At 57.8% G+C, this 21263-nt stretch carries 33 protein-coding genes; all 33 read right to left on the bottom strand.

The window, feature by feature from the left end; translation table 11 throughout:
• Positions 1 to 4 precede the first annotated feature (4 nt).
• Positions 5 to 1327: an XkdF-like putative serine protease domain-containing protein gene (locus MTP41_RS12760; RefSeq protein WP_249235659.1), complete on the bottom strand. Its 1323-nt coding sequence runs from the start codon at positions 1325 to 1327 to the stop codon at positions 5 to 7.
• 26 nt (positions 1328 to 1353) lie between these two features.
• Positions 1354 to 1665 carry a hypothetical protein gene (locus MTP41_RS12755; protein ID WP_238077780.1) on the bottom strand — a complete coding sequence of 104 codons (312 nt, stop codon included), beginning with the start codon at positions 1663 to 1665 and terminating at the stop codon, positions 1354 to 1356.
• Positions 1649 to 1885, bottom strand: a complete 237-nt coding sequence (locus tag MTP41_RS12750) for a hypothetical protein (protein ID WP_238077781.1) — start codon at positions 1883 to 1885, stop codon at positions 1649 to 1651. The genes MTP41_RS12755 and MTP41_RS12750 overlap by 17 nt, the downstream gene beginning before the upstream one ends.
• Positions 1882 to 2862 carry a phage minor head protein gene (locus tag MTP41_RS12745; protein WP_238077782.1) on the bottom strand — a complete coding sequence of 327 codons (981 nt, stop codon included), beginning with the start codon at positions 2860 to 2862 and terminating at the stop codon, positions 1882 to 1884. The genes MTP41_RS12750 and MTP41_RS12745 overlap by 4 nt, the downstream gene beginning before the upstream one ends.
• Complete coding sequence (locus tag MTP41_RS12740; protein WP_238077783.1) at positions 2859 to 4562, bottom strand: phage portal protein; 1704 nt, start codon at positions 4560 to 4562, stop codon at positions 2859 to 2861. Before MTP41_RS12740 ends, MTP41_RS12745 begins: the two co-directional genes overlap by 4 nt.
• The gene (locus MTP41_RS12735; protein WP_238077784.1) at positions 4559 to 5956 is read right to left on the bottom strand and encodes a terminase B; all 1398 of its coding nucleotides are present in this window, start codon (positions 5954 to 5956) and stop codon (positions 4559 to 4561) included. Before MTP41_RS12735 ends, MTP41_RS12740 begins: the two co-directional genes overlap by 4 nt.
• Complete coding sequence (locus tag MTP41_RS12730; protein ID WP_117505024.1) at positions 5953 to 6471, bottom strand: hypothetical protein; 519 nt, start codon at positions 6469 to 6471, stop codon at positions 5953 to 5955. The genes MTP41_RS12735 and MTP41_RS12730 overlap by 4 nt, the downstream gene beginning before the upstream one ends.
• Before the next feature lie 19 nt (positions 6472 to 6490).
• Positions 6491 to 7336: a pyridoxal-phosphate dependent enzyme gene (locus MTP41_RS12725; protein WP_117535126.1), complete on the bottom strand. Its 846-nt coding sequence runs from the start codon at positions 7334 to 7336 to the stop codon at positions 6491 to 6493.
• Positions 7329 to 8348: a radical SAM protein gene (locus MTP41_RS12720; RefSeq protein WP_249235658.1), complete on the bottom strand. Its 1020-nt coding sequence runs from the start codon at positions 8346 to 8348 to the stop codon at positions 7329 to 7331. Before MTP41_RS12720 ends, MTP41_RS12725 begins: the two co-directional genes overlap by 8 nt.
• Complete coding sequence (locus tag MTP41_RS12715) at positions 8348 to 8917, bottom strand: ParB N-terminal domain-containing protein (RefSeq protein ID WP_117505029.1); 570 nt, start codon at positions 8915 to 8917, stop codon at positions 8348 to 8350. The genes MTP41_RS12720 and MTP41_RS12715 overlap by 1 nt, the downstream gene beginning before the upstream one ends.
• Positions 8917 to 9504: a ParB N-terminal domain-containing protein gene (locus MTP41_RS12710; RefSeq protein ID WP_249235657.1), complete on the bottom strand. Its 588-nt coding sequence runs from the start codon at positions 9502 to 9504 to the stop codon at positions 8917 to 8919. Before MTP41_RS12710 ends, MTP41_RS12715 begins: the two co-directional genes overlap by 1 nt.
• Before the next feature lie 213 nt (positions 9505 to 9717).
• Positions 9718 to 10359: a hypothetical protein gene (locus MTP41_RS12705; protein WP_117505032.1), complete on the bottom strand. Its 642-nt coding sequence runs from the start codon at positions 10357 to 10359 to the stop codon at positions 9718 to 9720.
• The gene (locus MTP41_RS12700; RefSeq protein ID WP_249235656.1) at positions 10352 to 11260 is read right to left on the bottom strand and encodes a Holliday junction resolvase RecU; all 909 of its coding nucleotides are present in this window, start codon (positions 11258 to 11260) and stop codon (positions 10352 to 10354) included. Before MTP41_RS12700 ends, MTP41_RS12705 begins: the two co-directional genes overlap by 8 nt.
• Positions 11257 to 11550: a hypothetical protein gene (locus tag MTP41_RS12695; protein ID WP_238077791.1), complete on the bottom strand. Its 294-nt coding sequence runs from the start codon at positions 11548 to 11550 to the stop codon at positions 11257 to 11259. Before MTP41_RS12695 ends, MTP41_RS12700 begins: the two co-directional genes overlap by 4 nt.
• On the bottom strand, positions 11547 to 11723 hold the full coding sequence (locus MTP41_RS12690) for a hypothetical protein (protein WP_238077792.1): 177 nt from the start codon (positions 11721 to 11723) through the stop codon (positions 11547 to 11549). Before MTP41_RS12690 ends, MTP41_RS12695 begins: the two co-directional genes overlap by 4 nt.
• Before the next feature lie 11 nt (positions 11724 to 11734).
• A complete protein-coding gene (locus MTP41_RS12685) occupies positions 11735 to 11980 on the bottom strand; it encodes a hypothetical protein (protein WP_249235655.1) in 246 nt (81 codons plus the stop codon).
• Complete coding sequence (locus MTP41_RS12680; RefSeq protein WP_249235654.1) at positions 11964 to 12647, bottom strand: hypothetical protein; 684 nt, start codon at positions 12645 to 12647, stop codon at positions 11964 to 11966. The genes MTP41_RS12685 and MTP41_RS12680 overlap by 17 nt, the downstream gene beginning before the upstream one ends.
• 61 nt (positions 12648 to 12708) lie before the next feature.
• A complete protein-coding gene (locus MTP41_RS12675; protein ID WP_249235653.1) occupies positions 12709 to 12963 on the bottom strand; it encodes a hypothetical protein in 255 nt (84 codons plus the stop codon).
• A complete protein-coding gene (locus tag MTP41_RS12670) occupies positions 12960 to 13220 on the bottom strand; it encodes a hypothetical protein (protein ID WP_238077796.1) in 261 nt (86 codons plus the stop codon). Before MTP41_RS12670 ends, MTP41_RS12675 begins: the two co-directional genes overlap by 4 nt.
• Before the next feature lie 211 nt (positions 13221 to 13431).
• On the bottom strand, positions 13432 to 13962 hold the full coding sequence (locus tag MTP41_RS12665; protein ID WP_249235652.1) for a hypothetical protein: 531 nt from the start codon (positions 13960 to 13962) through the stop codon (positions 13432 to 13434).
• Entirely contained in the window at positions 13949 to 14311 is a 363-nt protein-coding gene (locus tag MTP41_RS12660) for a hypothetical protein (protein WP_238077798.1), read from the bottom strand. The genes MTP41_RS12665 and MTP41_RS12660 overlap by 14 nt, the downstream gene beginning before the upstream one ends.
• On the bottom strand, positions 14289 to 14573 hold the full coding sequence (locus MTP41_RS12655) for a hypothetical protein (protein ID WP_238077799.1): 285 nt from the start codon (positions 14571 to 14573) through the stop codon (positions 14289 to 14291). Before MTP41_RS12655 ends, MTP41_RS12660 begins: the two co-directional genes overlap by 23 nt.
• Positions 14560 to 14913 carry a hypothetical protein gene (locus tag MTP41_RS12650; RefSeq protein ID WP_129872751.1) on the bottom strand — a complete coding sequence of 118 codons (354 nt, stop codon included), beginning with the start codon at positions 14911 to 14913 and terminating at the stop codon, positions 14560 to 14562. Before MTP41_RS12650 ends, MTP41_RS12655 begins: the two co-directional genes overlap by 14 nt.
• Positions 14910 to 15083 carry a hypothetical protein gene (locus tag MTP41_RS12645; RefSeq protein WP_154251255.1) on the bottom strand — a complete coding sequence of 58 codons (174 nt, stop codon included), beginning with the start codon at positions 15081 to 15083 and terminating at the stop codon, positions 14910 to 14912. The genes MTP41_RS12650 and MTP41_RS12645 overlap by 4 nt, the downstream gene beginning before the upstream one ends.
• A 198-nt stretch (positions 15084 to 15281) precedes the next feature.
• Positions 15282 to 16007: a hypothetical protein gene (locus MTP41_RS12640; RefSeq protein WP_129872750.1), complete on the bottom strand. Its 726-nt coding sequence runs from the start codon at positions 16005 to 16007 to the stop codon at positions 15282 to 15284.
• Positions 16004 to 16579 carry a hypothetical protein gene (locus MTP41_RS12635; RefSeq protein WP_249235651.1) on the bottom strand — a complete coding sequence of 192 codons (576 nt, stop codon included), beginning with the start codon at positions 16577 to 16579 and terminating at the stop codon, positions 16004 to 16006. Before MTP41_RS12635 ends, MTP41_RS12640 begins: the two co-directional genes overlap by 4 nt.
• A gap of 5 nt (positions 16580 to 16584) precedes the next feature.
• Positions 16585 to 17274 (bottom strand): DUF2786 domain-containing protein, encoded by a 690-nt coding sequence (locus MTP41_RS12630; RefSeq protein WP_129872748.1) that lies wholly within the window; start codon positions 17272 to 17274, stop codon positions 16585 to 16587.
• Positions 17274 to 17951, bottom strand: a complete 678-nt coding sequence (locus tag MTP41_RS12625; RefSeq protein ID WP_249235650.1) for a hypothetical protein — start codon at positions 17949 to 17951, stop codon at positions 17274 to 17276. The genes MTP41_RS12630 and MTP41_RS12625 overlap by 1 nt, the downstream gene beginning before the upstream one ends.
• Before the next feature lie 10 nt (positions 17952 to 17961).
• On the bottom strand, positions 17962 to 18759 hold the full coding sequence (locus MTP41_RS12620; protein WP_249235649.1) for a hypothetical protein: 798 nt from the start codon (positions 18757 to 18759) through the stop codon (positions 17962 to 17964).
• A complete protein-coding gene (locus tag MTP41_RS12615) occupies positions 18752 to 19009 on the bottom strand; it encodes a hypothetical protein (protein ID WP_173014764.1) in 258 nt (85 codons plus the stop codon). Before MTP41_RS12615 ends, MTP41_RS12620 begins: the two co-directional genes overlap by 8 nt.
• Entirely contained in the window at positions 18973 to 19530 is a 558-nt protein-coding gene (locus MTP41_RS12610; RefSeq protein WP_238077805.1) for a hypothetical protein, read from the bottom strand. The genes MTP41_RS12615 and MTP41_RS12610 overlap by 37 nt, the downstream gene beginning before the upstream one ends.
• Positions 19527 to 20465 (bottom strand): ATP-binding protein, encoded by a 939-nt coding sequence (locus tag MTP41_RS12605; protein ID WP_238077816.1) that lies wholly within the window; start codon positions 20463 to 20465, stop codon positions 19527 to 19529. The genes MTP41_RS12610 and MTP41_RS12605 overlap by 4 nt, the downstream gene beginning before the upstream one ends.
• Positions 20413 to 21246: a Lin1244/Lin1753 domain-containing protein gene (locus tag MTP41_RS12600; RefSeq protein WP_249235648.1), complete on the bottom strand. Its 834-nt coding sequence runs from the start codon at positions 21244 to 21246 to the stop codon at positions 20413 to 20415. Before MTP41_RS12600 ends, MTP41_RS12605 begins: the two co-directional genes overlap by 53 nt.
• Positions 21247 to 21263: the final 17 nt, after the last annotated feature.

The raw sequence follows: 21263 nt of genomic DNA, 5'->3' as shown, positions 1-21263 counted from the left end.
CTCCTTACAGGATACCGGCGAGATAGTGCGGCTCGGACTTCTCGACAGGGTCCTCCGGGTCGCCATCGTCGTTCAGGTTGGTCGGCAGGCCTGCGGCCTTGCGGACGGGTGCGACAGCCTTTGCGACGGCCTTTGCGACGACGTCCGCAACATTCTCGGCGGTCAGCAGCTCCGGGGTCTTTTCGGGCTCCTCCTGCTGGCCGAGAGCCTTTGCGACGGCTTCCTCGACCATCTTGCCGACGGCCTCGACGGTCAGGCCTGCGGGCTCTGCTGCCGGTTCTGCGGCTTTCTGGACGGGGTCAGTCGCGGGCTTCTGCTGGGTTTCCAGTGCCTTGGCGACGGCTGCCGCCACGGTATCTTCGATTTCTTTCTTGGTCACTTCGGTTTCCTCCTGTTCTTCTTCGGGGAATTTATCGAGGAACTCCCCGAGGTTTGTGTAGATGGACTGCAACGTGCTGCGGTTGGCTTTGCTCATGGCCTTGCCAGCCTTGATGACGGCGCAGCTTTCGAGCGATTTCGCAACGGGCTGTCCTTTGGTGAGCAGCTCGGTGACGATGTTGTTGAAGTCGTTCAGGGCGTTGCGGATGGTCTCCTCGTCCGACGCGAACTCCCAACGGTCATTCACCCAGTTGTACCGGTACAGAACGTCGTTGAGTGCGTAGAACGCGGTCCAGAAGTTGTCGCTCTGGATGCGCTTGGTGTAGTTGTCGGCAACTTCGCCTTTCTCGACAACATCAAAGCCGAGGGCAGCGGCCATCTTCTTGAAGATGCCGCGCATACCCTTTTCGGGCTGCTCCTCCGCCTTTGCCACTCCGTCATCGGGCAGCGGGTCGTCCTCGTCGCTGTACTTGCCGACGCCGCCCATGGAAAAGCCGGTGATTTCGCCTTTCTGGACTTTCTCGAAAATATCCGGGTCGTCCACCTCGACGGTCATCATCCATGTGCCTTTCTTGATGGCCTGCTCTCCGACGCTCATATCGCAAGGCGCAACATAGCTCTCGACGACGGCTGCCTTTTCGAGCGGCTCGAACGAGTGCTGCACATCCACCTGATTGCCGTTCTTGGCGAACCAGTACGCGGCCTTGGTGATTTCCTGCTCCGTCATGTAATTGCCGTGGGCGTCCTCTGTGAGGGGCTCATAGACAATGCCGGTGATGTAGTGGCTATCAGCATCCGCGTTGACGATTCGGCCGTAAGAAGCAAAAGAGGCGGAGCCGTGCTCCGCCTTGGTGATAAGAAACTGTTTCTTGTTGGCCGCCTTGTCTACGAGGCTGACAAAAGAAATCTTTGCATCTGTGATGGCGTATGCTTTCTCGATTTTGCTCATGGTTTTCTCACCTCCTCTCTACGCCACTAGGTAGGGCGTCTAATGGTCGGCCATGTGTCCTTGCCGCTGCGCTCAAGGAGTGCAACGTCAAAGGGCTTACGGCCTATATCCTCAAGCGATGAATAGAACCAAACGACCATATCATCGCACTGGGGCTCGTCTACGATGGAGAAGATGCGCCGGAGCTCGTCCTCCGGCGCGTCTGCCGGTGCTGCGCACCACTTGACGATGCGCAGCCTCCCGGGGAGCTGGTATCTCTCGACCCGCTCCACATGGTACTTAGGCTTGAAAAGGCGGCGAATAATCGCCGAAACGATGCGGTCAAGTGCTTTCCACATGGGGCTCCTCCTCCGGCATAATGATTTTGATGTTGGGGTTCTCAAGCAGAGCCTCAATCTCGGATAAATCGGCTCCGAATGCAATCCGTAATTCAAGCGTTGCGGGCTGTCCTGCGTCATGGTGCAGGGTGTACCCGTTTACGATGCTCGCCAGCTCGATGCCGTCGATTTTGAGACTAGGCCACTTTCCAACTCGGGCTTCGTCGATGGTAACTTTCATGTGTAGTCCTCCTCGTTGATGCCTGCGCGCGCCTTGTTCTGCGCGTCGAGTTCTTTCTCCCACTCGCCGTCGTCCTCCGCGATGGCCTGCGCTTGGAGGGCCTGCCGCTCCTCAAGGGAGAGACCGAGCACCTCCTCACTAACTACCGGCTGCAAAAGGCAATGGCAGTTGACGCTCTCTCTCGGCGGCAAACAGACGTCTCGCGGGGTCATGGGGTAGTAGGTATTTCCGTCAGCTCCAATCAGGGTGAACGGCTGCCCTTTTGGGACGCGAACGCCGTCCATATCCACATGGTTCTGTCTCGGGTCGTTCCGGTATGCTCCGGTGTGTTTCCACATCTTCTCCTCGACGGCCGGGCTCTGGATGTAGCTTTCGAGCTGCGCATAGCCGTGCGCCCGGAGCACCTCCGTCAGGGCCACGCGCCGCGCGCGGTAGCCCGGGGAGCGGATGCCGCTGTCTGCAATGATGTTTGCGACGTCGTTGATGCCCTTGCCGTCGTTCAGGCCCTTTTTCAGGACTGCCTCGATTTCGGTCTCGGTGTCCAGCTTCATAATGTCGGCGAGGTCGCTGCTCCACGAGCTTATCCAATCGGTTGTCCGCTTGGTGAGCTTCGTAACGGTGAGCTCTGCATCCGTTTTCTGGACGTAAGCCTCAACATACGTCGGCATGATTGTGGAAAACTGAGTATGGAAAACATCGAAAAGGTCCTGCGACAGCTTGCTCTTGTTCTTGAACTTCGGCCAGTTGTCCTTGAAGAAAGTTTCAAGGTCGATGGCGTCCGCCAGCTCCTTGAGCAGGTCGTCGGCGTTGTCCTCGAGGAGCTTCGTCACGACCTCCTCGATTTCGTCCACGGTGTTCAGGCTCTCTTTTGCCTTGAGGTATCCCTCCATCGTGAGCTGCTCGTACAGGTCGTTTTCTGCTTTGGCGAGGTATGCGTCGATGGCCTTGATTAGGGGTCCGCAGCGTAAGCACTTCACTCCGCGTCGCCCTCCTCCTGTTTCATGTCAGCCAGCAGGCGGCGGACCTCTTTCATCACGGCGACGAGCTCCGTCTCATTAGCGGCTGCCGCTTTCTGAATCTGGCCGTCGAGCTGTTCCTCTACGCTAGGCCCGCCCTGCTGGGCGTTCTGTGCGGGCTTTGTCTCCGGTTGTGTGTTTTTCTTGCCAGCGTCAGAACCGACATTCTGCGCCACGCTGGGGCCGTTTCCAGCCACGGTGATGGCTGCGGCCCGCTGCTGTGCGTTGGTAAACGCCAGCGGAATGTCGCCCCACTCCTCGGGGAAGTCCTCCGAGGTCTCGCCGAGGGCCTTGTACAGGACGCTCTTTGCCTTGTTCGGGGTGAGGCCGCCAGCGTTGTTGCAGACGGTCAGCAGCTTGTACAGGTCGTCCGGGTTGGAAACGTCCGGCGCGCGGAAGAACACCTCGACGTACTTGAACTGATAGCAGTTGAGCAGCCTGTTGTTGATGGCCCACGCCAGACGCCGCCGCTCCGGCTGGAATACCTGTTTCTCGGTCACTTCCATGGCGGTCTGCGCGGTGGCGCGGTTGAAGTCCGTCGTGTATCCGGTGTACAGGTCCGGGAGCTGGAACGCGCTCTGCACCTTCCGCCGGTTGTTTTCGAGGTAGTCTTGGAAAAGCTCGTCCTTTTGCAGGATAGCTGCAAGGTCCTTGACCTCGACCTCCGGCCGGTTCTCGGCGTTGAATCCGGTGCGGTTGTCTGCCGCCTCCGTTTCCAGAACCATAAAACTGTGCTGGCCCGCCTCGCCTCGGATTCCGTTCATGTACTCCTTGAGCTTGGCGAAACTATCGTCCGTCAGGCTGCCGCCTTTCACCATAATCAGCAACGGGGTGTGTCGGCCGTTCAGGAAATAGTTATTGTTGAGGCTCTCCGCTCTCCGGGCCCCATCTACGGTAAGGATGGAACCAACCCACCGGACCTTGCCGTATGTTGCGGTCCCGATGGCGAACTCGATTATTTCGTTGGCGCGGCTCTTGAACTCGAGTTCGGTGACGTACTCTCCGCTCGTCGGGTCCATGATTCGCGGGTCTCCGAACTCCTTGTAGTAGACCGTCTTGCCGTTGACGGTCTGCTTATACTTGCGGAACTTCCTCATGCGGTTCTCGGTGTGGTCCCGGTGGAAATACGTCACCTCGACGCGCGGGTCCAGCCTCCGGCTCTTTTCCACGCTGGGGGTGTCCTCGATGAACTCGAGCTGTATGACGTTCCCGTCCATATCCCGGATGACCTCTGCGTATGCGCAGCCGTAGGTTTCCCGGGCCTCCACGATGTCCTCAAAGAGCTCATTGCTCTCCTGCTCCATGTTGAGCATCTCGACGACCTCCGCCGCCCGGTCCCATTCCGCTTTCATCTCCGGGGTTTCGTCCGCGTCCGCAAAGTCGTCTTTGTACCGGATGTCGATGCCAAATCCGGCGATGTTTGACTTGTAGGCCCGGATGCACTGCGGGAGTATGGTGCTTTCGTCCACCATCTTGGAAAGCCCTCGGAGGTCGAACGGCGGCTTTGTCCAAATACCTGCCGTGCACGCCTCCTCCGGCGAGATTTGCAGGGAGCCGTCTGCTTTGGCGATGGGCTTCATCCCGCCGCGCTGCTCCGGGTCGTCCGCTTTAACGATGCGGACGTTTACCCGCTGCTGGGCGGGCTGCTTCTTGTCGCTCACTTCTTAACGTCTCCTCTCCTCTTGGGTTTGACCGGCAGGCACAACAGGAGGATGCAGTCGGCCTCGTCGGGCGAGTGCATCCCGCGCTTTTTCATGGCGTCCTTGCTCTCCACGCGGATTTTGGCGTCGTCGGTCATGGAATACTTTCGTGTGGAAAGCTGGCCGACGAGGTCGTTATCGTTCGGGAGAATGAGCTGGACGGGCTTCTGTGCGCCCTCCGGCGTCTGCGGTGCAAGTAGATTCTTTACGACGCTCATCATGTAGGTGGTGCTATCGTAGTAAAAGTCATGGTGTATGCGCTGGCCGAAGTAAACGGGGATAATATCCATCCACCAGAACCGCTCCGGCTGCTCGCGCTTTACGCGCCGCAGACGGTCCGTGACGCCGCCGCCGAGGCCGCTGTCGTCTATCTTGATGGGGATAGCCTTGTCGAACCGGTACTTTTCCATGAGCTTTAGGCCGAGCTCCATGATGTCGTCGGCCGTCTGCATAAGGTCCTGCCCACTCTTTCGCTTGTAGAACATGGCCTTTTCGTCCACCTTGTAACCGATGACGGTGCGGTCGTCGCCGTAGCGGGCAACGTCGCAGCCGATGTCGATGTGGGCGGGCTTTGTCGGTTCCGTCCATTCGGTCATAATGGATTTTTCGACGAGCGGCAGAGGGATGAAAACATCGTTCTCCTGCCGGGGGAACTCTCCGGCGACACGAACACGGAAAACGTCCGAATCCTCGCCGTACATCTGGATGATGGTTTTGACGAAGTCGTCCGAGACGCGGCTGCTGTTCCGGCCGTCAACATGGAATGTGGTGTAGCTGCCTCTGTTCTTATGGTGGCTGTCATAAAAAAAGCCCGACAACTGTGTCGGGTTTCCGCACATGAGCAGCCGCGCTCCGGGCGTCGAAAGTGCGCCCAGCACCGGCTCGAACACCTTGTCGTCCACGCCGCTGGCCTCGTCGATGATGTAGAGGATGTCGTCAGCGTGGAATCCCTGCAGGGCGTCCGGCTTGCTGGCCGTTCGGGCCACAGCGAACCACTCCTCGGGGTACTGCTTCATGTAGACCTTTTCCTTTGTCCACATCAGCTCCCGCTCGAGGGCTTTATTGTTGCGCAGCCACTTGCTTATTTCCGCCCACAGAATATCGAATAGCTGATGCTGCGTCGGGGCTGTGCAAGGGATTTTGGGGAATGGCCGGGTTGACATAAACCAAATAACGGTCCACGCCTCGACCGCGCTCTTGCCGATGCCGTGGCCGCTGCGGACGCTCGTCATCTGGTTCTTTGCCACAGAATCCAATATGGCGCGCTGGTTCTTGTCCGGCGTAACGTGGAGCAGGTCCTCGACAAAATCAGCCGGGTGGTCTGCGTAGTACAGGATAGCCTCTTGGGTCATCATGTCTGTTCTCCTCGTTTCCGGTTCTCGTATGCGGCCGCGATTTCATCGGCGAGGGAAAGCGTGGTTTCCTCCTGCTCCTCCGCCGTCTTGCCTCCGGCCGTGACGCCTGCCTCCTCCATCCGGTTATCCCGCTCAAGCTCTGTGGCCTTGTCGAGGAACTGGATAATGTCCTTTGGTGTCATCGACCCGTCCGGCAGATTCTTGAGCTCCGCGAGGGCTTTCTCTTGGAGCTGCAAGGCGATGCCGATGTGGCGGGTCCTCATTTTTTTGTACTTTCGGAGTGCCTCTTGTCGGGCTACGTCATCCAAATGGTTGTCATACGCTCGGCAGCGTTCTCCCCACTTTTTCTCGCGGCTCCAACGCTTGATAAGCGTGTCACTCTTGGATAACTGTTCGGCAACGACCCGTAGGCTCCTGTTTGAGCCCATGTCTCGGTAGATGGCAAATGCCTCGTAGGCCTGCGCGCTTTCGCCCGGTTGACGCTCCCAAAGGTCGTCTTTGGTCCTATTCGGCATTGTCCTCCTCTCCTCACTTTCAGCTCTGTCCCGGGCTGCGAGGCTCCGCGCCCGTAATCCAGAATAGGGTGCTTTCCGGTGCGATGCCGGAGCTTCTAAACCACTGCATCGTCTTTGCCTCGTAATGAGGATGCAGGCGAATGCCCCCCCATGTAGCCGCTGCGGGCTTCTCATAAACGAATCCGGGGCTGTGGAAAAGGTCGTGGTACTCAAACTCTCGGTCTGCGCCGTACTTTTTGAGGGTCTCATGGATGAATCCGCGCCGGTCCGGGGCCGTGGCTACGAGGTGCATCCTCTTGACCCGTTTCCCGTACCTGTGCAGTCCTATCATCACGCCTGTGGCGGTGATGCCGCTGCCGCAGGTCATCACGAGGTTTTCTATATCGTCCGGGAGGTTCTCTGTCTGCGCCGCAACTGCGGTTAGCAGCGTGTCGCCGTACCCGATGATATTGATGCCGTACTGGACAATAAAGCTGTTTTCCTGCGCCGCCAGCTCTTTTGCGCGGGCGTGTAAAATGCTGTGGCGGCCGGAACGTGCTGCGAGCACTATGGACGCCCCATATTTCATCGCCAGCCGGGGCATAGGCAGAGCCGCAACGCTCTCCCGGGTGGTTCCGCCGTACACGATTCTGCACGGCATCCCGTTCGCCCGGGCCACTGCTGCGGTGATGGGTGCTTGCGGGGAGTGGATGCTGCAATACGTCAGCAGGCTCTTGTAGTCCTTCTTGACGCTGTTCACCAGCATCACGCATTGCCGGAGCTTTCCTCCGTTCACCTCTCCGGGGCCAAACGGGGCATAAAGGTCGTCCCGCTTGATGCGCAGCCCGTCTACCTCCTGAACCGGCGTCAGGCTGTACTCATTCATCCAGTCCAAACACCTTTCTGTGGTAGGCGGTCTTTTTGGCAAGCTCCTCCTGCATCAGGCCGTAAAAGCTCTGCTTTGCAATTTTGCGCCCGCTGCCCGCGCTCTGGTTCAGCGTCTTGAACGGTCCGCCTGTTCCGACTTCTTTCATCTTTTCCGTCGGCTCCGGGTTCTTGCCGTTCATCAGCATACAGAGGTTATACTCGTTCGGCCGGAATCCGGGCAGGCCGTCGATGCCGCAGCAAGTCATGCTGTCGCCCATCGCGCGGAGCCGGTTCTCGCCGCTGTAGAATTTCAGGCCGTACCGATGGCACTCCGCCTTGATGGCTTCAAAATCGTGCCGGAGGCGGGGCAGCGGATAGCAGAAGTCGCCGCCGATTTTCGTCATGCCGGGTTTGGCCTTAAAGAACTTCATGCCCTCCACGATGACGCCGTAGGCTCCTGCCTCCGCGATGCGAGGGATGTTCTTCATAACGTCATGGAACACCTCGGGCATATACGGCTGGATGCGGACGATGGTGCGCTGCACTCTGGCCGATACCGTCTTGAGAATGGTGAGCCGCTCCTCGTAGCTGGGCGTCCCGCGTTCGAGGCGGTCGTACTTGCTGCACACCATGCTGATTTGCAGCACACAGTTGCACTGTGCCAGCAGGTCGAGGTATTCCGGGTCCGCAATGAGGCGGCCCTTTGTGCTCACCACAAACGGGTATTTCGTCTCCGCCAGCAGCTTGAGGCACTCGTAGCTGGCGTGAATCTGCTTTTCGACCGGCTGGAACGGGTCACTCATGCCGCCCCAGTGGATGGGGATGTTCCAGTCGCACCACTCCGTTTCGTTGCCGCGCTTGCCCTCGATAAAGGAGCGCAGGCCGTCTACGCTTTCGTCGCGCTCGATGTGGCTGATGTCGTTTTTCTTCTGTGCGAAGCAGTACCGGCAGCCGTGTGAGCAGCCGCGATAGGTGTCGAAACGCACAGGCAGGTTACAGAGAATAATCTGGCTCCCGCATTTGCAGCCCATTAAATCTCACCTCTAATCTTCTGGACGATTACGGCAACAAGGTCCTCTTTTCCGTTGTCCTTTATGTACTCTTTCAGGACGTCGCGGTCCTCCGCGCTGAACTTGAGCGAGATGTTGAACGTCTCCTCGATGCTCTTGAGCTCGCTGTCGAGAAAGTCGCCGTCTACGAGAGCGTCCACGTTGTTTTCGAGGGCCTCGATTTCGTACAGGTCGAATCCCGTCTCCGGGGCCGCGTCGCCGAGGCCGTCCAGCAGCTCCTTGAGCTTTACCTCGTCCCACTCGCCCGTCACTTTGTTCATGGCGATGTTGAGCTGCTTCTCTGCGGTCTCGTCGAGGTCAACAACAGAGACATCCGTCTCGGTGACGCCCTCGTTCATAAGCACGGTGAGACGCTGGTGGCCGGACACGACACGGTTCGTGCGCTTGTTCCAGATTACTGGGACTACCACGCCGAACCTGTCAATGTTCCTCTTGAGCTTCTCATACTCGTCATCGCCGGGCATGAGCTCCACGCGAGGGTTATACTCCGCGCGCTCCATGTCCGCGATTCTCTTTTTGATAATTTCCATCAGATAAGCCCCTTTGCCTTGTTCACGAGCAACTGCGCCAGTTCGACCTTGCCTGCGGGGTTCTCGTCAATGTACTTATCCATTGCCTCATGCACCTCCTCGGGCAGGGTGAACGTCATGGTGTAGCTTGTCGGCTCGCTCTTGCCGGTGTCGGAAAAGTCCTCGTTCAGCAGGTCCTCGATATGGTCGTATGTCACCTTGAGAGCATCGAGCTCCCAGTCATCAAAGCCGGTGAGGGCCATTTCGCCCTGCTCTTTCAGCTCGTCCAGAATCGCGGTGAGCTTCTCGTTGTCCCACCGGCCGGAGATTTTGTTGAGTGAAACATTGAGGATGCGCTCCTCCTGCTCGTTGAGCCCGACCTCTACCACCTGTACCTCGGTGTAGCCTTTCTGCACCAGCACCTTGAGCCTCTGGTGGCCGCCTACGATGTTGCCGGTGGTCCGGTTCCATACGATGGGCTCAACGTAGCCGAAGGTCTCGATGCTCCGGGCCAGCTTTTCGTACTGCTTGTCGCCCGGTGCGAGGTCCTTCCTCGGGTTGTAGTCCGCCGGATGGAGGTCGCTCACCGGCAGAGTGATAATTTTCATCTGCCGTTCCTCCTTGACCCGTTTCGGGTCGCTCCTGCGCATAAAAAAGAGGAGCCGCCCTGCGCAAGGCGGCTCCCGTCAAATAGGAGAAAAATTATGGGTTTAGGGGATTTCTTTTTGCTGTTGGTATTCTACATTTTGTAGTTTAGCACTCGTATAGTGCCTTGTCAATGCCGTGTTTTTGCCCCGAAACGGGTCGTCCGTCTCGTGCCGTCAGGCTTTCTTGATGCCGTCAATGCCGAAAATCAGGGCGGAGAGTGTAGCGCAAGCCGCGTCCACATCCTTGTAGACCGTCCGCTTGTCGATTTTTTCCCGCTCCGCTACGGCCGTCGGTGAGAGCGGCCGGTCTCTCAGGTAGAGGGCTTCGATGACGCGGTAGTGCCTCTGCTCGCCCTCGTCTACGCTGTTTTCGCAGACGACCTTGTAGATTCCGAGCATCCTGTTCACATGGCGCATAATAAGCTGCGTCCGGGCTGCCGACTTCATAATGCTCTCGACCTTGAGGTTCTCCTCGAGCAGCTCGTCCAGTGCCTCCACGATTTCCTCGACGCTCTCCTCTCCGGTGGCCGCGCTGGCCGCGTCGTATACTGCGTGGGAGCAGTTGGCATTGAGCACGGTATAGTTCCGCAGCAGGAGCTTGGTATTGCGGAATCTCCTGTCGCTCCGGCCGTCCCGGAACTTCTTGCGCTCCTGCTCCACGGCCTTGATGCTGGCCTCCGCTCCGAGGCGGGCAGCGTCCGTCACAGCGGCCTCGACGCTCTCCTGTATCTCTTTCCCTAAGATGGCCCGAACGGCAGCGACAGCCGCCTTTGCCGCTACCTCTGCGGCCATCATCACAATTTCCTGCTCAGTCATCGTGCTCCTCCTCTTTGATTCCGTCCGGCAGTTCGTCGAGTGTGGCCCGGGCGATTTTTGCAAAGCGTTCGCAAACTCCCGCCACTTCGAGTGCGGAGACGCCGCATTTCTTCATTGCCTCTTTGAGCTTGCCTGCGCTGTCCTCCGTGATGGGAACGCCCATAAATGAGAATATCGGGTTTCCCATGTTCGGTTGCTCCCTCCGTATTTCGTTCACCGGCACAAAGCGTTCCGGCGTCGTCCAGTTCATAAAGCGGTTAAATCTGTACACGGCCGCGCGCCACTCTGCCGTCTCGGGCTGCGTCCCGTAGGGCATCCCACAAAACGCCGTGAGTACATCGCTCACATTGGAAAGCGGGTTGATGTCGTACATCGTCGGGATGCCACGCAGTAGGTCCGGGGTAAAGCCCGGGCCAAACCGTACCGCGTATTCCTTGAGGTCCGGCTCCGTGACATAGCTCCGGCCGTACCGCTGCTTCATGCTGCGCCAGACTGTCCACGGGATTCTGTACATCCGTAGCCCGTCGAATGTGGCGACGATGAAGCAGTGCGCGCCGAGGGCTTCGTAGGAATCGAGCTTTTTGGCCTGCTCCGGGAGAACGCGGTCTTTGTTCAGCCTGCCGGTCCCGGTGCTCTTTGCCTCGAACATCACCGCGCGGCCGCCGAGCATGACGCCCTTGAAGTCTGGTTCCGCCTTTTTGGTGTAGACTGCGCGGAACTGGCCCGTTTTGTTCGGCTGGCTTACCGGCCGCATGGGCTCCGGTGTCTTGCTGATGTCCGCGCGGCCTGCCTCCGCCAGCCGGGTGCAGGATGCCTCGATTCTCTCCTCGAGCTGCCCGCCCTGCGCGCGGCTCCGGGCTCCCTGCAATGCCCGGAGCGGGTCCTTTACCGCGCCGCTCATTCGAGGTAGCCCTGCTGGCGGGCGAACTCTTCGATTTTGTAGGCGGTCGCGCTCTTGATGCCCTTGCACTCTCCGGCGTTGAGCTGCTCGAGGAGCTGTGGCAGGGTCTTGCCCGGGGCCGGGGTCGATGCGCGCTGGGCCTCGGCTTCGGAGTAGCCGGTGTTGTAAGCCTCTTCCCGGATGTGGTCGATGTGCTCCACGAGCTTGTCGTCGGTCATCTTGCGCAGCTTCACGGCGCGCTCATGTACATTCTTCTCCTCGCCGGTCATCCGGCAGTTCCTTTTCTTCACTGGGCTCCCTCTCTTTCCAGCCGCTTGCAGCGGCCATCCTCATAGGCCATGCACTTCTTTTCCGAGCACCAGCCGAAACGCTCCGTTGTAATCTCGGTCCGGCTAATCCACGAGTAGCTCACTTCCCGTTTCGTGCTTTTCTTGTACGGGCAAAACATACCATCATCTCTCATTGTGCTGTCTCCTATAAAACATTCATGTGAAGCGGCTGCCCGGTGGCAAGCTGCCGATGGATAAACTCACGCTCGAGGCAGTTACTCACCATAACGAGGGCTCGCAGCTCTCCGGGGAGAATCTTGCTGTCGAGATAGAGCTTCTCAATTTCCGGCCCCCGCGCGTGGAGCTCCCGGATGGCCGCCTCCGCGTCCTCCCACTCGGTCAGGTCGTACAGCTCGCCGAGTGCCTTGTCGAACTCACTCTTTTCCGGCATCGCTGGCCTCCTGCTTTGCTGCCTCTTTGTCCAGATTGTCATTGAGCCGGTCGAGCTTGTCCCATACGACTTTCGTGATGTTTACCAGCTCGTGAGGGTTAAAAATTGCAAAGAGCTGCACCAGCATGATGAAAACATCAGCAATTTCCTCCTCGATGTTCGAGTGTACTTCCTGCGTCTCCCTGTTAAACGGGGTATCATACTTGCGCTTGCACTCTTTGAGTTTGCAGAGGGCTTTGGTGAGCTCCGACATTTCCTCCACAGCCTTGGTGAGCTGGGCGTCTTTGCCGTAAGTGCCGATGGCGCGGTCGATGGTCTGCAAGCCCTCCGGCATAATCTCCGGAATGAGCGCGTCCTCGTAGTGCTTGAGCTTGTCGCGCAACGAGGCGAGAGCCCACGAGAGGGTGTAGTGCTCTGCAAGCAGGCCCTCGATGGTCTCCGGGCCGTCGAACAGATGCTCGCACAGGGTCATGTCGAACTCCTCCGGAGTTCCCTCGGTGTCAATATCTGCGTTGTGCGCCTTGATAAGCTGCTTCATGTAGTCGTTGAGGCTGATGCTCCGGCTGGGCATCTGCACCCAGCCGTCCTCGCCGCGCACGAACAGGTTGAGAGCCTGCTCATAATTCCCATCCGGGGTGTCGGTCGTCATTCTTCTCTGCGGAAACATAAATTTTATCCTCCAATTTTCAAATTTGATGGTTAAAGATTGAAATGCGCTTGAATCATTTTCAAGTTTCGGGGTTAGATTTTGCTTTATCGGTTCTGCTGTTCCACCTTTGGATGTCGTCTGGCGTGTCGAGAAAAAACATCCCGAATCCCAAAACGCAATCAGGCGTTTCGGGATGCTTCCAATACGTAATGCCGATATTACTACTTATCGCTTCACCGGTTTCGGTATTGACGACCTCCCTTTTTTCTGCAATGCGGCACGGATTCGCTCCGCAAAACGGGCAGGGCAGGATCTCTACTTGTCTTTCTTTCATTCCTGCCCATCCTCCGTGTATTTATTGTCGTAGAACATCCCGTCTTGCCCGATGGAAAAATCTTCATCTTCCCAGTATGCGCCGCAACCGTTTTCACAGGCCGCTACGCTCTCGCTTAGTTCTCCGCTTCTGGATACATAGCGTTTCGGAACTTTTCCGTCTTTTCGGATTGTGTAGTCCCGTGCGTTCTGGTAAAATTCCGAATAAATAATTTTCCCGCCACACCTCGGGCATCGGCCCCGAATGACTCCGTTCACGTTTCATCCTCCTTTTTTGTTTTCTTCAACTGGCGGCCGCACTCCGGGCAGAAGTTCAGCGGCCGTCTTTTGTGAGTGTAGGTTGAGGCAAGCCCGCAGCCCTTTCTGAGGGTTCTCTCATAAAGGCAGACGTAATACTTTGTGTATAACTCTCTGCCGGTCTTTGGCCTGTGCTTCTTGCTCCACTCGTAATCTTCGCAAAATTGGCAGTTCATACGCTTTCCTCGATTACTTCGAGGTCATACCCGCTCTTGACAAACTTCATGCACAGCTCGTGGTTGATGCCGTTGCCGAGGTTGGTGTAGATGTACTCCATGTCCTCCGGCGTGAATTTGGTGTCGAGCAGCTTGTTGATGCCGTCGAGATGCTCCTTGCGCAGCGGCTTTGTGAACGCCTTGAACGCAAACCGCGATACACCCTCGATGACCTCCGCCTTGAACTCGTCCGGGGTGCTGCAGTGGTTGAGGTTGATGTATGTGTTCGTCCTCGGGACGAGAATCAGCTCGAAGTTCATGGTGACGTAGGCTTTCGGGAAAGCGCGCTGAATCTTCCCGCACCACGGAGCCGCGAATGGGCTGAACCACGGCAGCATATAGCTGCGGAGCTCCTGCTGACTGACTGCTGGGGCGTCCCGAATGTGGTCAATGCAGCACTCGATGGCCTCCCGCTCTGCGAGGCTGTCCGCCTCCTCGAGCCAGCCGTTGAATACACGGACGATTTCCTCTGCGTTAATCGGTTTCATGTTGCTCCTCCGTTTCATCCTCCATCTTGAACCCGCAGACCGGGCAGAAGTTCCAGACCCAGCTGTCGAAATCGCTTTGCGAAATTTTGGCATTGCAATGGGTGCAGCGAATTGCCGGTTCCTCGTGACTGTTGTTTTCATCATCGACGATGATAAACTTCAATTCCTTGTCCTTCACCCACTTGGCATGACCGCGCAGGCTCTCTGGGTCGATGGTGGGAGCCTCATCCACGCTGTTCAGGGCGTCCTTATAGCAGCATTCTTCAATAGTGAACGGGTTACTGGCATGGAGATTCATTTCGATGCGCTTGTGCAAAGCGTTCGCGTCAATCAATCTTACTTCTTCCATTTTTGATAGCCTCCTTTACAAACTTCAAAGCGCGTTCTTTGAGCGGAATGCGCTGGCAGAGCCTCCCTTTTCCGGCGTTCCGGGCTGAAATCACCGGCATAACGCCGACGACCTCGATTTCGTCACACTCGCGGTGTTTCTTCCGCCCTGCTTCGTGTCCGAGGTACTCCGCCTCTTTTTGGTCGTCTGCCATGACTGCGACGCCGAAGTAGCAGGTGGAGCTCTCTGCCCTGCCCTCAAGGAACACATCATACCTCGGCATCCGGTTCCTCCTCGTATTGGTGAACATCGACGAAGATGGCTTTCTTCCACGGGAGCGCGTTGTACGCCGCCCGCGTCTCCTCCTCCGTCATGTTGTCCACGAGCTCCGGGTCATAGTGTTCACAGAGGACGTCGTTCATCTCTGAAATATCGTCCTCCCGGTAGTAGGTTCTCTCTCTGCCGATGACGAACTCCTGAACCGCGCTCTCTCCCCATGAGCCAAGCCAGCAGTAATACTCGTCGCCGCTGACAACATCCCCATCTACACAGGGAATGACCGGGAGCTCCGGGTTTGCCTGCATGAGCTCAAGGAGCTGCGTGAGCTTTTCGCTCTGTTTCATGTCATCCCATCCTTTCTTTTCCGGGGCTCCGCCCGGGTTGCTTTCTGCTCGGCGGCCTTGCACCATACATAGGCCACAACAACTATTACTGACAAGGCGACGGCCGCAAAGGAAAGCCAGTAAGTTAAGGTTTCCAGCAGGTCGTCAAGCTCTAAAAGAACCTCGTACATAGTCACCACTCCTTTACCTGAATTTCTTCTTGAAACTGCGCACGATGGCTCGGTGCGTCCACCTACGGCAGTAGGGGTTTCGGACGCTCCCGTCGTACTCCTGCTTCATCTTCTGGTATGCCGCCTTGTTCTCCGCATACCGTTCGCAATGGTCGTGGCATCCCGGGTGTCTGTCCGGGCACTCTTTCGGGCAGATAGTCATAAGCCGAGCATAACGCTGGCCCGTTTCCGGGCGGCCGTCATGGTTTCGTCGTACTTCGCTGCGCTGTATACCGCGAGCGGAGCCACTGCCCGGGCTGCTCTGGCCCTCCTGAATATCTCCGAGTAGACAGCGGCCGTCTCGTATACGCTGGGGCCTCTGCCCGGGGTCGAAAGCATCCCCTTGCGGTCGTCGGTGTCAGTGACGCGGAGGTCCTCTTTGAGGGCGTCCTGTACGCATCTGCGCAGACGGTCGAGGGCGAGGTCCTTATCCTCTTTTTCCCACTCGAGGTACTGCTTGTAGTTGTTCATGGAGTTCTGCTTGAGGCGCGCCAGCCGGTCTCTCCCGTAGCCGAACGTCTCGTGACAGGTGGCCGCCATAACAAGCCACGCGATTTCTGCGCCCTGATTGCTTGCCATGCGGAGCTGCTCCTCCCGGCGTCCTCTCGGAGCTCGGTCAACCGGCAGCCGGACCTCAAAATCACAGATGCCTTTGAGGTTCTCCCTCATGGCGTCCGTTGCGTTCTTGCTGCTGCCGTATAGGATGGCCGTCTGGTATTTTTTCTCAAAAGCGTCCATCTCGTTACACGCCCGCAGGAGGCGGGACGCGCCAATGCCGTCGTCTTGGTGCATAGAAACGACGATGCACCACATAAAGAGCTGCGCGGAGCGGTCGCGCTGGTCCTCGCGCTCCTGCTGGATGTTGTGGGTCAGTGCTTTCATCATCCAGCCCTCCTTACGTCGTATAGCAACGCTTGGCCGGGTTCCACGTGAGCTTCGGGATGCTCCGGCCGCAAACGCAGGAGAACTTCTCGTTTACGATTTCGGCGTCCTCGACGTTCGTCCGACCGTAGCTCTCCTTCTTGCAGACCGGGCAGGTGAACTCGAACCGTGCCAGCGCGTCCAGCGGGATTTTCGCGCCGCACTTCCGGCACTCGTTGGTCGTTTGCGGTTCGCGCAAGAACTGTACAAACTCGCTCTTGCATTTCGGGCAGCGCAGGAGCATGAGCCCCTTTGCGCCGACGGGCGTAAGCCAGCTTACCGGCTTCTTGGGGGGGGGCTTTCTTGTCCGCCGTGGAAACTACCGAGGCGGCCTGCTTCGGCTCGCTGGTGACGCTCTTTTCCGCCTCCGGCGCGCTGTCGCCGTTGTACAGCGTCGTGGTCTTGGCGATGGTCTCGAGTGTTTTGAGCGCGGTGTCGAGCTCTGCGGGGCTCTTGCCGGTCAGCGTGACGCTCACATCCGGTTCTCCCTGAAACTTGAAAATTTCCATCGAGACTTCAAACTTCGTACTTGCCATGTCGGTTATGCCTCCTGTTTCTTTTCTTCCAGCTTGTTTGACGGGTCGAATTTCCTGCCGTCCTCGACGCCGCGCCATGCTGCGTCGAGCTCTCCAACCGTCTTTGGCTGGGGCGTCTTTTTGAACTCTTTCGGCGGTCCAATCTTTTCGAGCTCGTCTTTGACCTCCTCCGGGACTTTCAGCACAAGGCCGTATTCTTGATTTTCCTCATTCTGTCTTGTGAACGCCTCGTATACACCTCTGGCGAACCCATAGCCGTAGGAATCGCAGATTTTTGCAATCTCCTGCGGTGTGTAATAGTCCCGGTGCTGTTTGCGGAGCTTCTTCTGCTCCGATTTAATGCACCGGACCGCATACCGGAATATCTTTACGCAGATTTCAATATCGCCCTCCAAGCCGATAAATCCGACGTGCCAAACGGTTGTTTTTGCGCTAATTTTGCATCGAAACGCCGAGCAGCAGTAGTTTTCTCCAATAACGATTGAGAGCGGGTCCATCCACGAGTTTGCTTTCTTGGAAAACTTCTCGCCGATGGCCCGTTTTATGACCGTAGTGTTCCGTTCCTCGAGGTCCCGCTCGCTGAGCTTGTGCTCCGCCATAAGCTTGCGGGCCTTGAGCAGGGCGAGCTTTGCCTCCTCCGGCTCCGGGCTCTTTGCAAGAGCGAGGAGCTTTCGGATTTTGTCCTTGTAGTCCATTAGGCTTCAACCTCCTGCGCTACAACTCCCAGTAGCTTACAGCGTGTAAGCATCATCCTCTCTAGCGAGGACTGGTACTTCTGAACTGGCTCCGCAGAGCCCTCAAAACACCGTCCTGCGTACCGCCATGTGCCGCCCTGTCGCTTGAACGTAAGGTAGGTCGGCTGCCAGCGTCCGTTGACATCCTTTGCGGTGCTGATTTCTCCGCCCACCTGCAACAGGCCTGCGCGGTTTGTGCGTGGCGGTAAGACGTCAAGAAAGTAGCCAATCAGGTCCTCGTCTACCTCGTCGCCCGGTTCGAGATAGTCCTCTGCGGTCGGGAGGCCGCTCTCAAACCATTTCCCGAGCGTCTTGAGGCCGGTTCCTGCGCACTCTGCGCGTTGCCTCTCGACTTCGTTGGCAATTAACGCCATCTGCGTGTTGCTCAAAAAAATGTCGCTGCCGTCGTCGAGGCGGAGATAAACGACGCCCGCCTCGAGGAGTGTTACAGGGAGGTCGAGGTATGTCGTTGTCGCTCCGCTCCTGTCAACTACCGGGATGCAGATGCGCTCGCGGGCGGCTCGTCCGCCCCTGTGGTAAAGTATCCTGTCGAATGCGTACCTGCGGCAGTCGCATTTCTCGGTGCAATAATTGACCGCGTCGTCCGGCCACAGGCCGATAATCATAAGTCGCTTCATGCTGTCCTCCTCAAACGTAATCGGCGTACCGGGTGCTGATGCTCTGCACCCACTCTTCGTCCAGCTTGTTGAGGTATGTGCTCCACGCCTCCTCGTAACTGTTCCACCACCATTTCCGGCTCTTGAGGGCAACAATAAGCTGCTGCCGAGGCTTCATAACGAACTTGATGTACGCCCGGTCGCCCATCGTGTAGGCGACGAGGTTCTCGTCCTCGAAAAACTTCTGCCGGTTCAGGTTTGCGAGTTTGCCCTCTTTCCCGGCCGCGTAGAGCTTGGCGATGACGCTGTTCTTGCGCCAGCGGTACTTTTCATGGAGCTTCTCGTAATACTCCATGAAGAGCTCCGGGTCCTTGTTGGCGAGCTCGCATAGGCTCGCGGTAGGATTAAGCGTCGGCCGCTCGATGCAGAATTTGATGTCATCGACCAGCCGCGCAATCTCCTTTGCGTCCTTGTCCTCGATACGGCCCTGCCAGACTTGCTCCTGCAGGCCGTTGAACCACTCCACGAACTCAGAGGAAAGGCGGAGAATGGTGTCGCTGTGGTCCAGCTTCTTTGCGTTGTACCGCGCCGGTCCTGCGACGGCGACGCTCACATGGGCTGCCTCGTGCCGGAGCTGCTCGCTCCACTTGGCATAAATCTGGTCCACGATTTTCTGCTTGCGGCTGTCCGGGATGTTCCAGCTCATAACTTTCTGGCAGTAGACCTCGTACTCGTGGGCCGAAATGTCGCCGCGCTGGCCGCTCATGCTGTTGCTGTTCGCCTGATGAATGAGGCTCTTGTCCAATTCCTTGATTTTCACCTCACTCATGGTAGACCTCCTGCCGGTTCAGCGGCGGTTTAGGGATAGAGGGCTTCTGCGGGGCCAAAACCAGCTCGTAATCGGATGCCTGTTGCGGGTCGAGCGGTGTGGCGTACTCAATGTAGCCCCATGCTTTATTGTCGATTTCCTCGCAATAGGTCCGACCGCTCTCGAAGTTTACGATTTCGGTAACGCTCTCCGTAGAGGGGATTCCGCCCACCATCAGCGGGCGGCGTGTGCTGTAATATCTGTAAGCCATAATTTTCTCTCTGCCTCCTGCAATTCAAATGCGAGCTCGTCAAGCTCTTTCTCGATTTCCTCCGCGTCGTGGACAATCTGCCGCGCGCCCGGAACGCCCTTCGTACCGTTCTGCTTTGCCTCAATCCACATCGCAATATGCTCGTCCGGGTCAAAGCTGTCGGAGTAGTCCAGAATCTCGTCCGGGAAGTTCTCGACTTTCACGCAGACAATGAAGTCCTCTCCGGCCGGTGAATACCACTCGAGCTCAACGCGGCCGTCGTCCGTATAATCGCAAACGCTCCATTCACGTTTCTCGAGAATATCCAAATACGCCTGCGGCAGCTCCTCTTTTGGCCTTTCGGTCTTATTCGAGCGGTTCGGGTCCAGCCAAATAGAGATGTTGTAGATGTACTGACCGCACCGAACGCATACATCATGTTTGCCCCAATATCCGAGCTTTTTCATGCCTCGGACGCTGCCGGTATAATGGATTGATGGATGCCGTTCTTTTTGCTCGTCAGTTAATTTCATGTACTTCAACGTCTGCTGCCTCCTGTTCTATAATCGGGCCACGCCATCGTGATGACCGTTGAGACCTCCCGCAGGCGGCTTATGATGGCCCGGGCTTTTGTGCCGTCTCCGCCTTTCGGGGTCAGTGCTCGCACCAGCTCGTCGGCGTTGTAGTTCGTCGTGATGATGGTCGGCTTCATATCCTCGTACCGGTCGTTCAGGATGGAGTAGAGGGTGCTCACGCTCCAATCGGTACATTGCTCTTTCCCGAGGTCGTCCACAATGAGCAAATCGACCGTTTTGTACGCTTTGAGTATCTCGTACTCGGTGGCGTCGCTGTTGTCGAAAGCCTCCTTGATGTCGGCCAGCAGGTCGCCGGACGTCTTGCAGACGACCGGGACGCCGCATCCTATGAGCTGCAAGGCGATGGCGGCCGCGAGGTGCGTTTTGCCGGTTCCGTATGTTCCCTCTATGTAGAGGCCCTCGCCACGCTCTGCGCGCTGTGGAAAGCTGTCTGCATAGGTTTTGGCCGTGTCGTAGCACCGCCGCCGCTCCGGGGTGTCCCGGATGAAGTTGGCGAACGTCCGCTGCTGGAAGCGTTTCTTGATGCCGCTCCTGCCGAGCAGCCTCTCGATTTTGGCGCGCCGTTTGGCCTGCGCCGCCTCTTTCTCGGCCTCCGCCTTTTGTCTGGCCTCCTCTGCGTCCGCCTCCGCCCATTTGGCTTTTGCCTGTTCACAGGTGCATCTCTGCGGGAACGGGGCAAACATGAGGACCGTTCGGCCCATCACGAGGGCCTCGTGGTACAGTTTCCGGCCGCAGAACTCGCACTCGACCGGCTCCGGGATTTCGCGCTGGCAGTTGTAACCACCAGCCAGAATATCCTTGCTTGTCGGCCGTCGGTGCTGTGTGGTCTCAGCCGAACGAGCCGAATCCGCCGGACGGAGTGAATCCAGCATAGCCGTCATCGTTTCCACGCTGCTCACCTCCTGTGTAGTCGTTCATGTAGCCTTTTGCATTAAGCCAGCTTGCCGGGTTTGGCGTGAATTGCCGCTCCCGGAACCGGCTGTCATATTTCTTTGCGGCCTCAACCGCCGCGATGATTCTGTCGGTCGCCGCGTCGTCCGGCTCCGGGTTGATTTTGGCCCACGCCCGCTCTGCCGTGGCCCGGTCCACCTTTTTCGGGTAGGCCGCGTAGAAGCGGTCAAACCGTTCGGCCTGCTCTGCCGAGAGGCTCCCGGCTTTACGCCGGGGAGCTTTCGGTTTGTCGTGCTCCTCCGGCGTGGGCTCCGGTACGGCCGGTGGCGTTTCCTCCGCCTCTGTGGCCGCTGCAGGCTCCTGTGCAGGGCTTTCCGCCCTGCGGCCGGGAAAGTTATCGACCGACGGTTTCGTCGGTGCTGCGGTGCGCTTTGAGTAAAGCTGGCGGAGGTTCTCAAGGAGAGACTGCACCCAAATGACGCGGCAGCTCTCCCACAGCTCTTTGTCCACCTTTCCCATGGAGGCGAGCGTGTTCAGGATGGCCTCCGCCGTTTCGGCTGTAACTCCGGTGACGGCGAGTAGGTACTCCCATCCCATCTTGTCCCAGCAGTCGTAATACTGGCCGTCTGCCGCGCAAAGAAGTTCGAGCAGCTTAAACCAAAAGGCATACCCGTCGTTTCCCCAGTTCTTTTCAAGGATGAACTTTGTCCGGCTCTTTTCCCCGACGTAATGGGGGAAGTAGTCGGCGGTCTGCCTGTTGCTTCTTCCCAAGTCTCGCACCTCCTTTC

The sequence above is a fragment of the Faecalibacterium sp. I4-3-84 genome (assembly GCF_023347255.1).
Taxonomy (GTDB): Bacteria; Bacillota; Clostridia; order Oscillospirales; family Ruminococcaceae; genus Faecalibacterium; species Faecalibacterium taiwanense.
The sequence above is the reverse complement of the archived record's forward strand: the minus strand, read 5'-3'. Positions and strand labels throughout refer to the sequence as shown.

Bases quoted from the DNA above. Each gene is read 5' to 3' on its own strand.
- MTP41_RS12760 (WP_249235659.1), bottom strand. From the start codon at position 1,327: ATGAGCAAAATCGAGAAAGCATACGCCATCACAGATGCAAAGATTTCT.
- MTP41_RS12755 (WP_238077780.1), bottom strand. From the start codon at position 1,665: ATGTGGAAAGCACTTGACCGCATCGTTTCGGCGATTATTCGCCGCCTT.
- MTP41_RS12750 (WP_238077781.1), bottom strand. From the start codon at position 1,885: ATGAAAGTTACCATCGACGAAGCCCGAGTTGGAAAGTGGCCTAGTCTC.
- MTP41_RS12735 (WP_238077784.1), bottom strand. From the start codon at position 5,956: ATGATGACCCAAGAGGCTATCCTGTACTACGCAGACCACCCGGCTGAT.
- MTP41_RS12730 (WP_117505024.1), bottom strand. From the start codon at position 6,471: ATGCCGAATAGGACCAAAGACGACCTTTGGGAGCGTCAACCGGGCGAA.
- MTP41_RS12725 (WP_117535126.1), bottom strand. From the start codon at position 7,336: ATGAATGAGTACAGCCTGACGCCGGTTCAGGAGGTAGACGGGCTGCGC.
- MTP41_RS12720 (WP_249235658.1), bottom strand. From the start codon at position 8,348: ATGGGCTGCAAATGCGGGAGCCAGATTATTCTCTGTAACCTGCCTGTG.
- MTP41_RS12715 (WP_117505029.1), bottom strand. From the start codon at position 8,917: ATGGAAATTATCAAAAAGAGAATCGCGGACATGGAGCGCGCGGAGTAT.
- MTP41_RS12710 (WP_249235657.1), bottom strand. From the start codon at position 9,504: ATGAAAATTATCACTCTGCCGGTGAGCGACCTCCATCCGGCGGACTAC.
- MTP41_RS12705 (WP_117505032.1), bottom strand. From the start codon at position 10,359: ATGACTGAGCAGGAAATTGTGATGATGGCCGCAGAGGTAGCGGCAAAG.
- MTP41_RS12700 (WP_249235656.1), bottom strand. From the start codon at position 11,260: ATGAGCGGCGCGGTAAAGGACCCGCTCCGGGCATTGCAGGGAGCCCGG.
- MTP41_RS12690 (WP_238077792.1), bottom strand. From the start codon at position 11,723: ATGAGAGATGATGGTATGTTTTGCCCGTACAAGAAAAGCACGAAACGG.
- MTP41_RS12685 (WP_249235655.1), bottom strand. From the start codon at position 11,980: ATGCCGGAAAAGAGTGAGTTCGACAAGGCACTCGGCGAGCTGTACGAC.
- MTP41_RS12680 (WP_249235654.1), bottom strand. From the start codon at position 12,647: ATGTTTCCGCAGAGAAGAATGACGACCGACACCCCGGATGGGAATTAT.
- MTP41_RS12675 (WP_249235653.1), bottom strand. From the start codon at position 12,963: ATGAAAGAAAGACAAGTAGAGATCCTGCCCTGCCCGTTTTGCGGAGCG.
- MTP41_RS12665 (WP_249235652.1), bottom strand. From the start codon at position 13,962: ATGAAACCGATTAACGCAGAGGAAATCGTCCGTGTATTCAACGGCTGG.
- MTP41_RS12660 (WP_238077798.1), bottom strand. From the start codon at position 14,311: ATGGAAGAAGTAAGATTGATTGACGCGAACGCTTTGCACAAGCGCATC.
- MTP41_RS12655 (WP_238077799.1), bottom strand. From the start codon at position 14,573: ATGCCGAGGTATGATGTGTTCCTTGAGGGCAGGGCAGAGAGCTCCACC.
- MTP41_RS12650 (WP_129872751.1), bottom strand. From the start codon at position 14,913: ATGAAACAGAGCGAAAAGCTCACGCAGCTCCTTGAGCTCATGCAGGCA.
- MTP41_RS12645 (WP_154251255.1), bottom strand. From the start codon at position 15,083: ATGTACGAGGTTCTTTTAGAGCTTGACGACCTGCTGGAAACCTTAACT.
- MTP41_RS12640 (WP_129872750.1), bottom strand. From the start codon at position 16,007: ATGATGAAAGCACTGACCCACAACATCCAGCAGGAGCGCGAGGACCAG.
- MTP41_RS12635 (WP_249235651.1), bottom strand. From the start codon at position 16,579: ATGGCAAGTACGAAGTTTGAAGTCTCGATGGAAATTTTCAAGTTTCAG.
- MTP41_RS12630 (WP_129872748.1), bottom strand. From the start codon at position 17,274: ATGGACTACAAGGACAAAATCCGAAAGCTCCTCGCTCTTGCAAAGAGC.
- MTP41_RS12625 (WP_249235650.1), bottom strand. From the start codon at position 17,951: ATGAAGCGACTTATGATTATCGGCCTGTGGCCGGACGACGCGGTCAAT.
- MTP41_RS12620 (WP_249235649.1), bottom strand. From the start codon at position 18,759: ATGAGTGAGGTGAAAATCAAGGAATTGGACAAGAGCCTCATTCATCAG.
- MTP41_RS12615 (WP_173014764.1), bottom strand. From the start codon at position 19,009: ATGGCTTACAGATATTACAGCACACGCCGCCCGCTGATGGTGGGCGGA.
- MTP41_RS12605 (WP_238077816.1), bottom strand. From the start codon at position 20,465: ATGACGGCTATGCTGGATTCACTCCGTCCGGCGGATTCGGCTCGTTCG.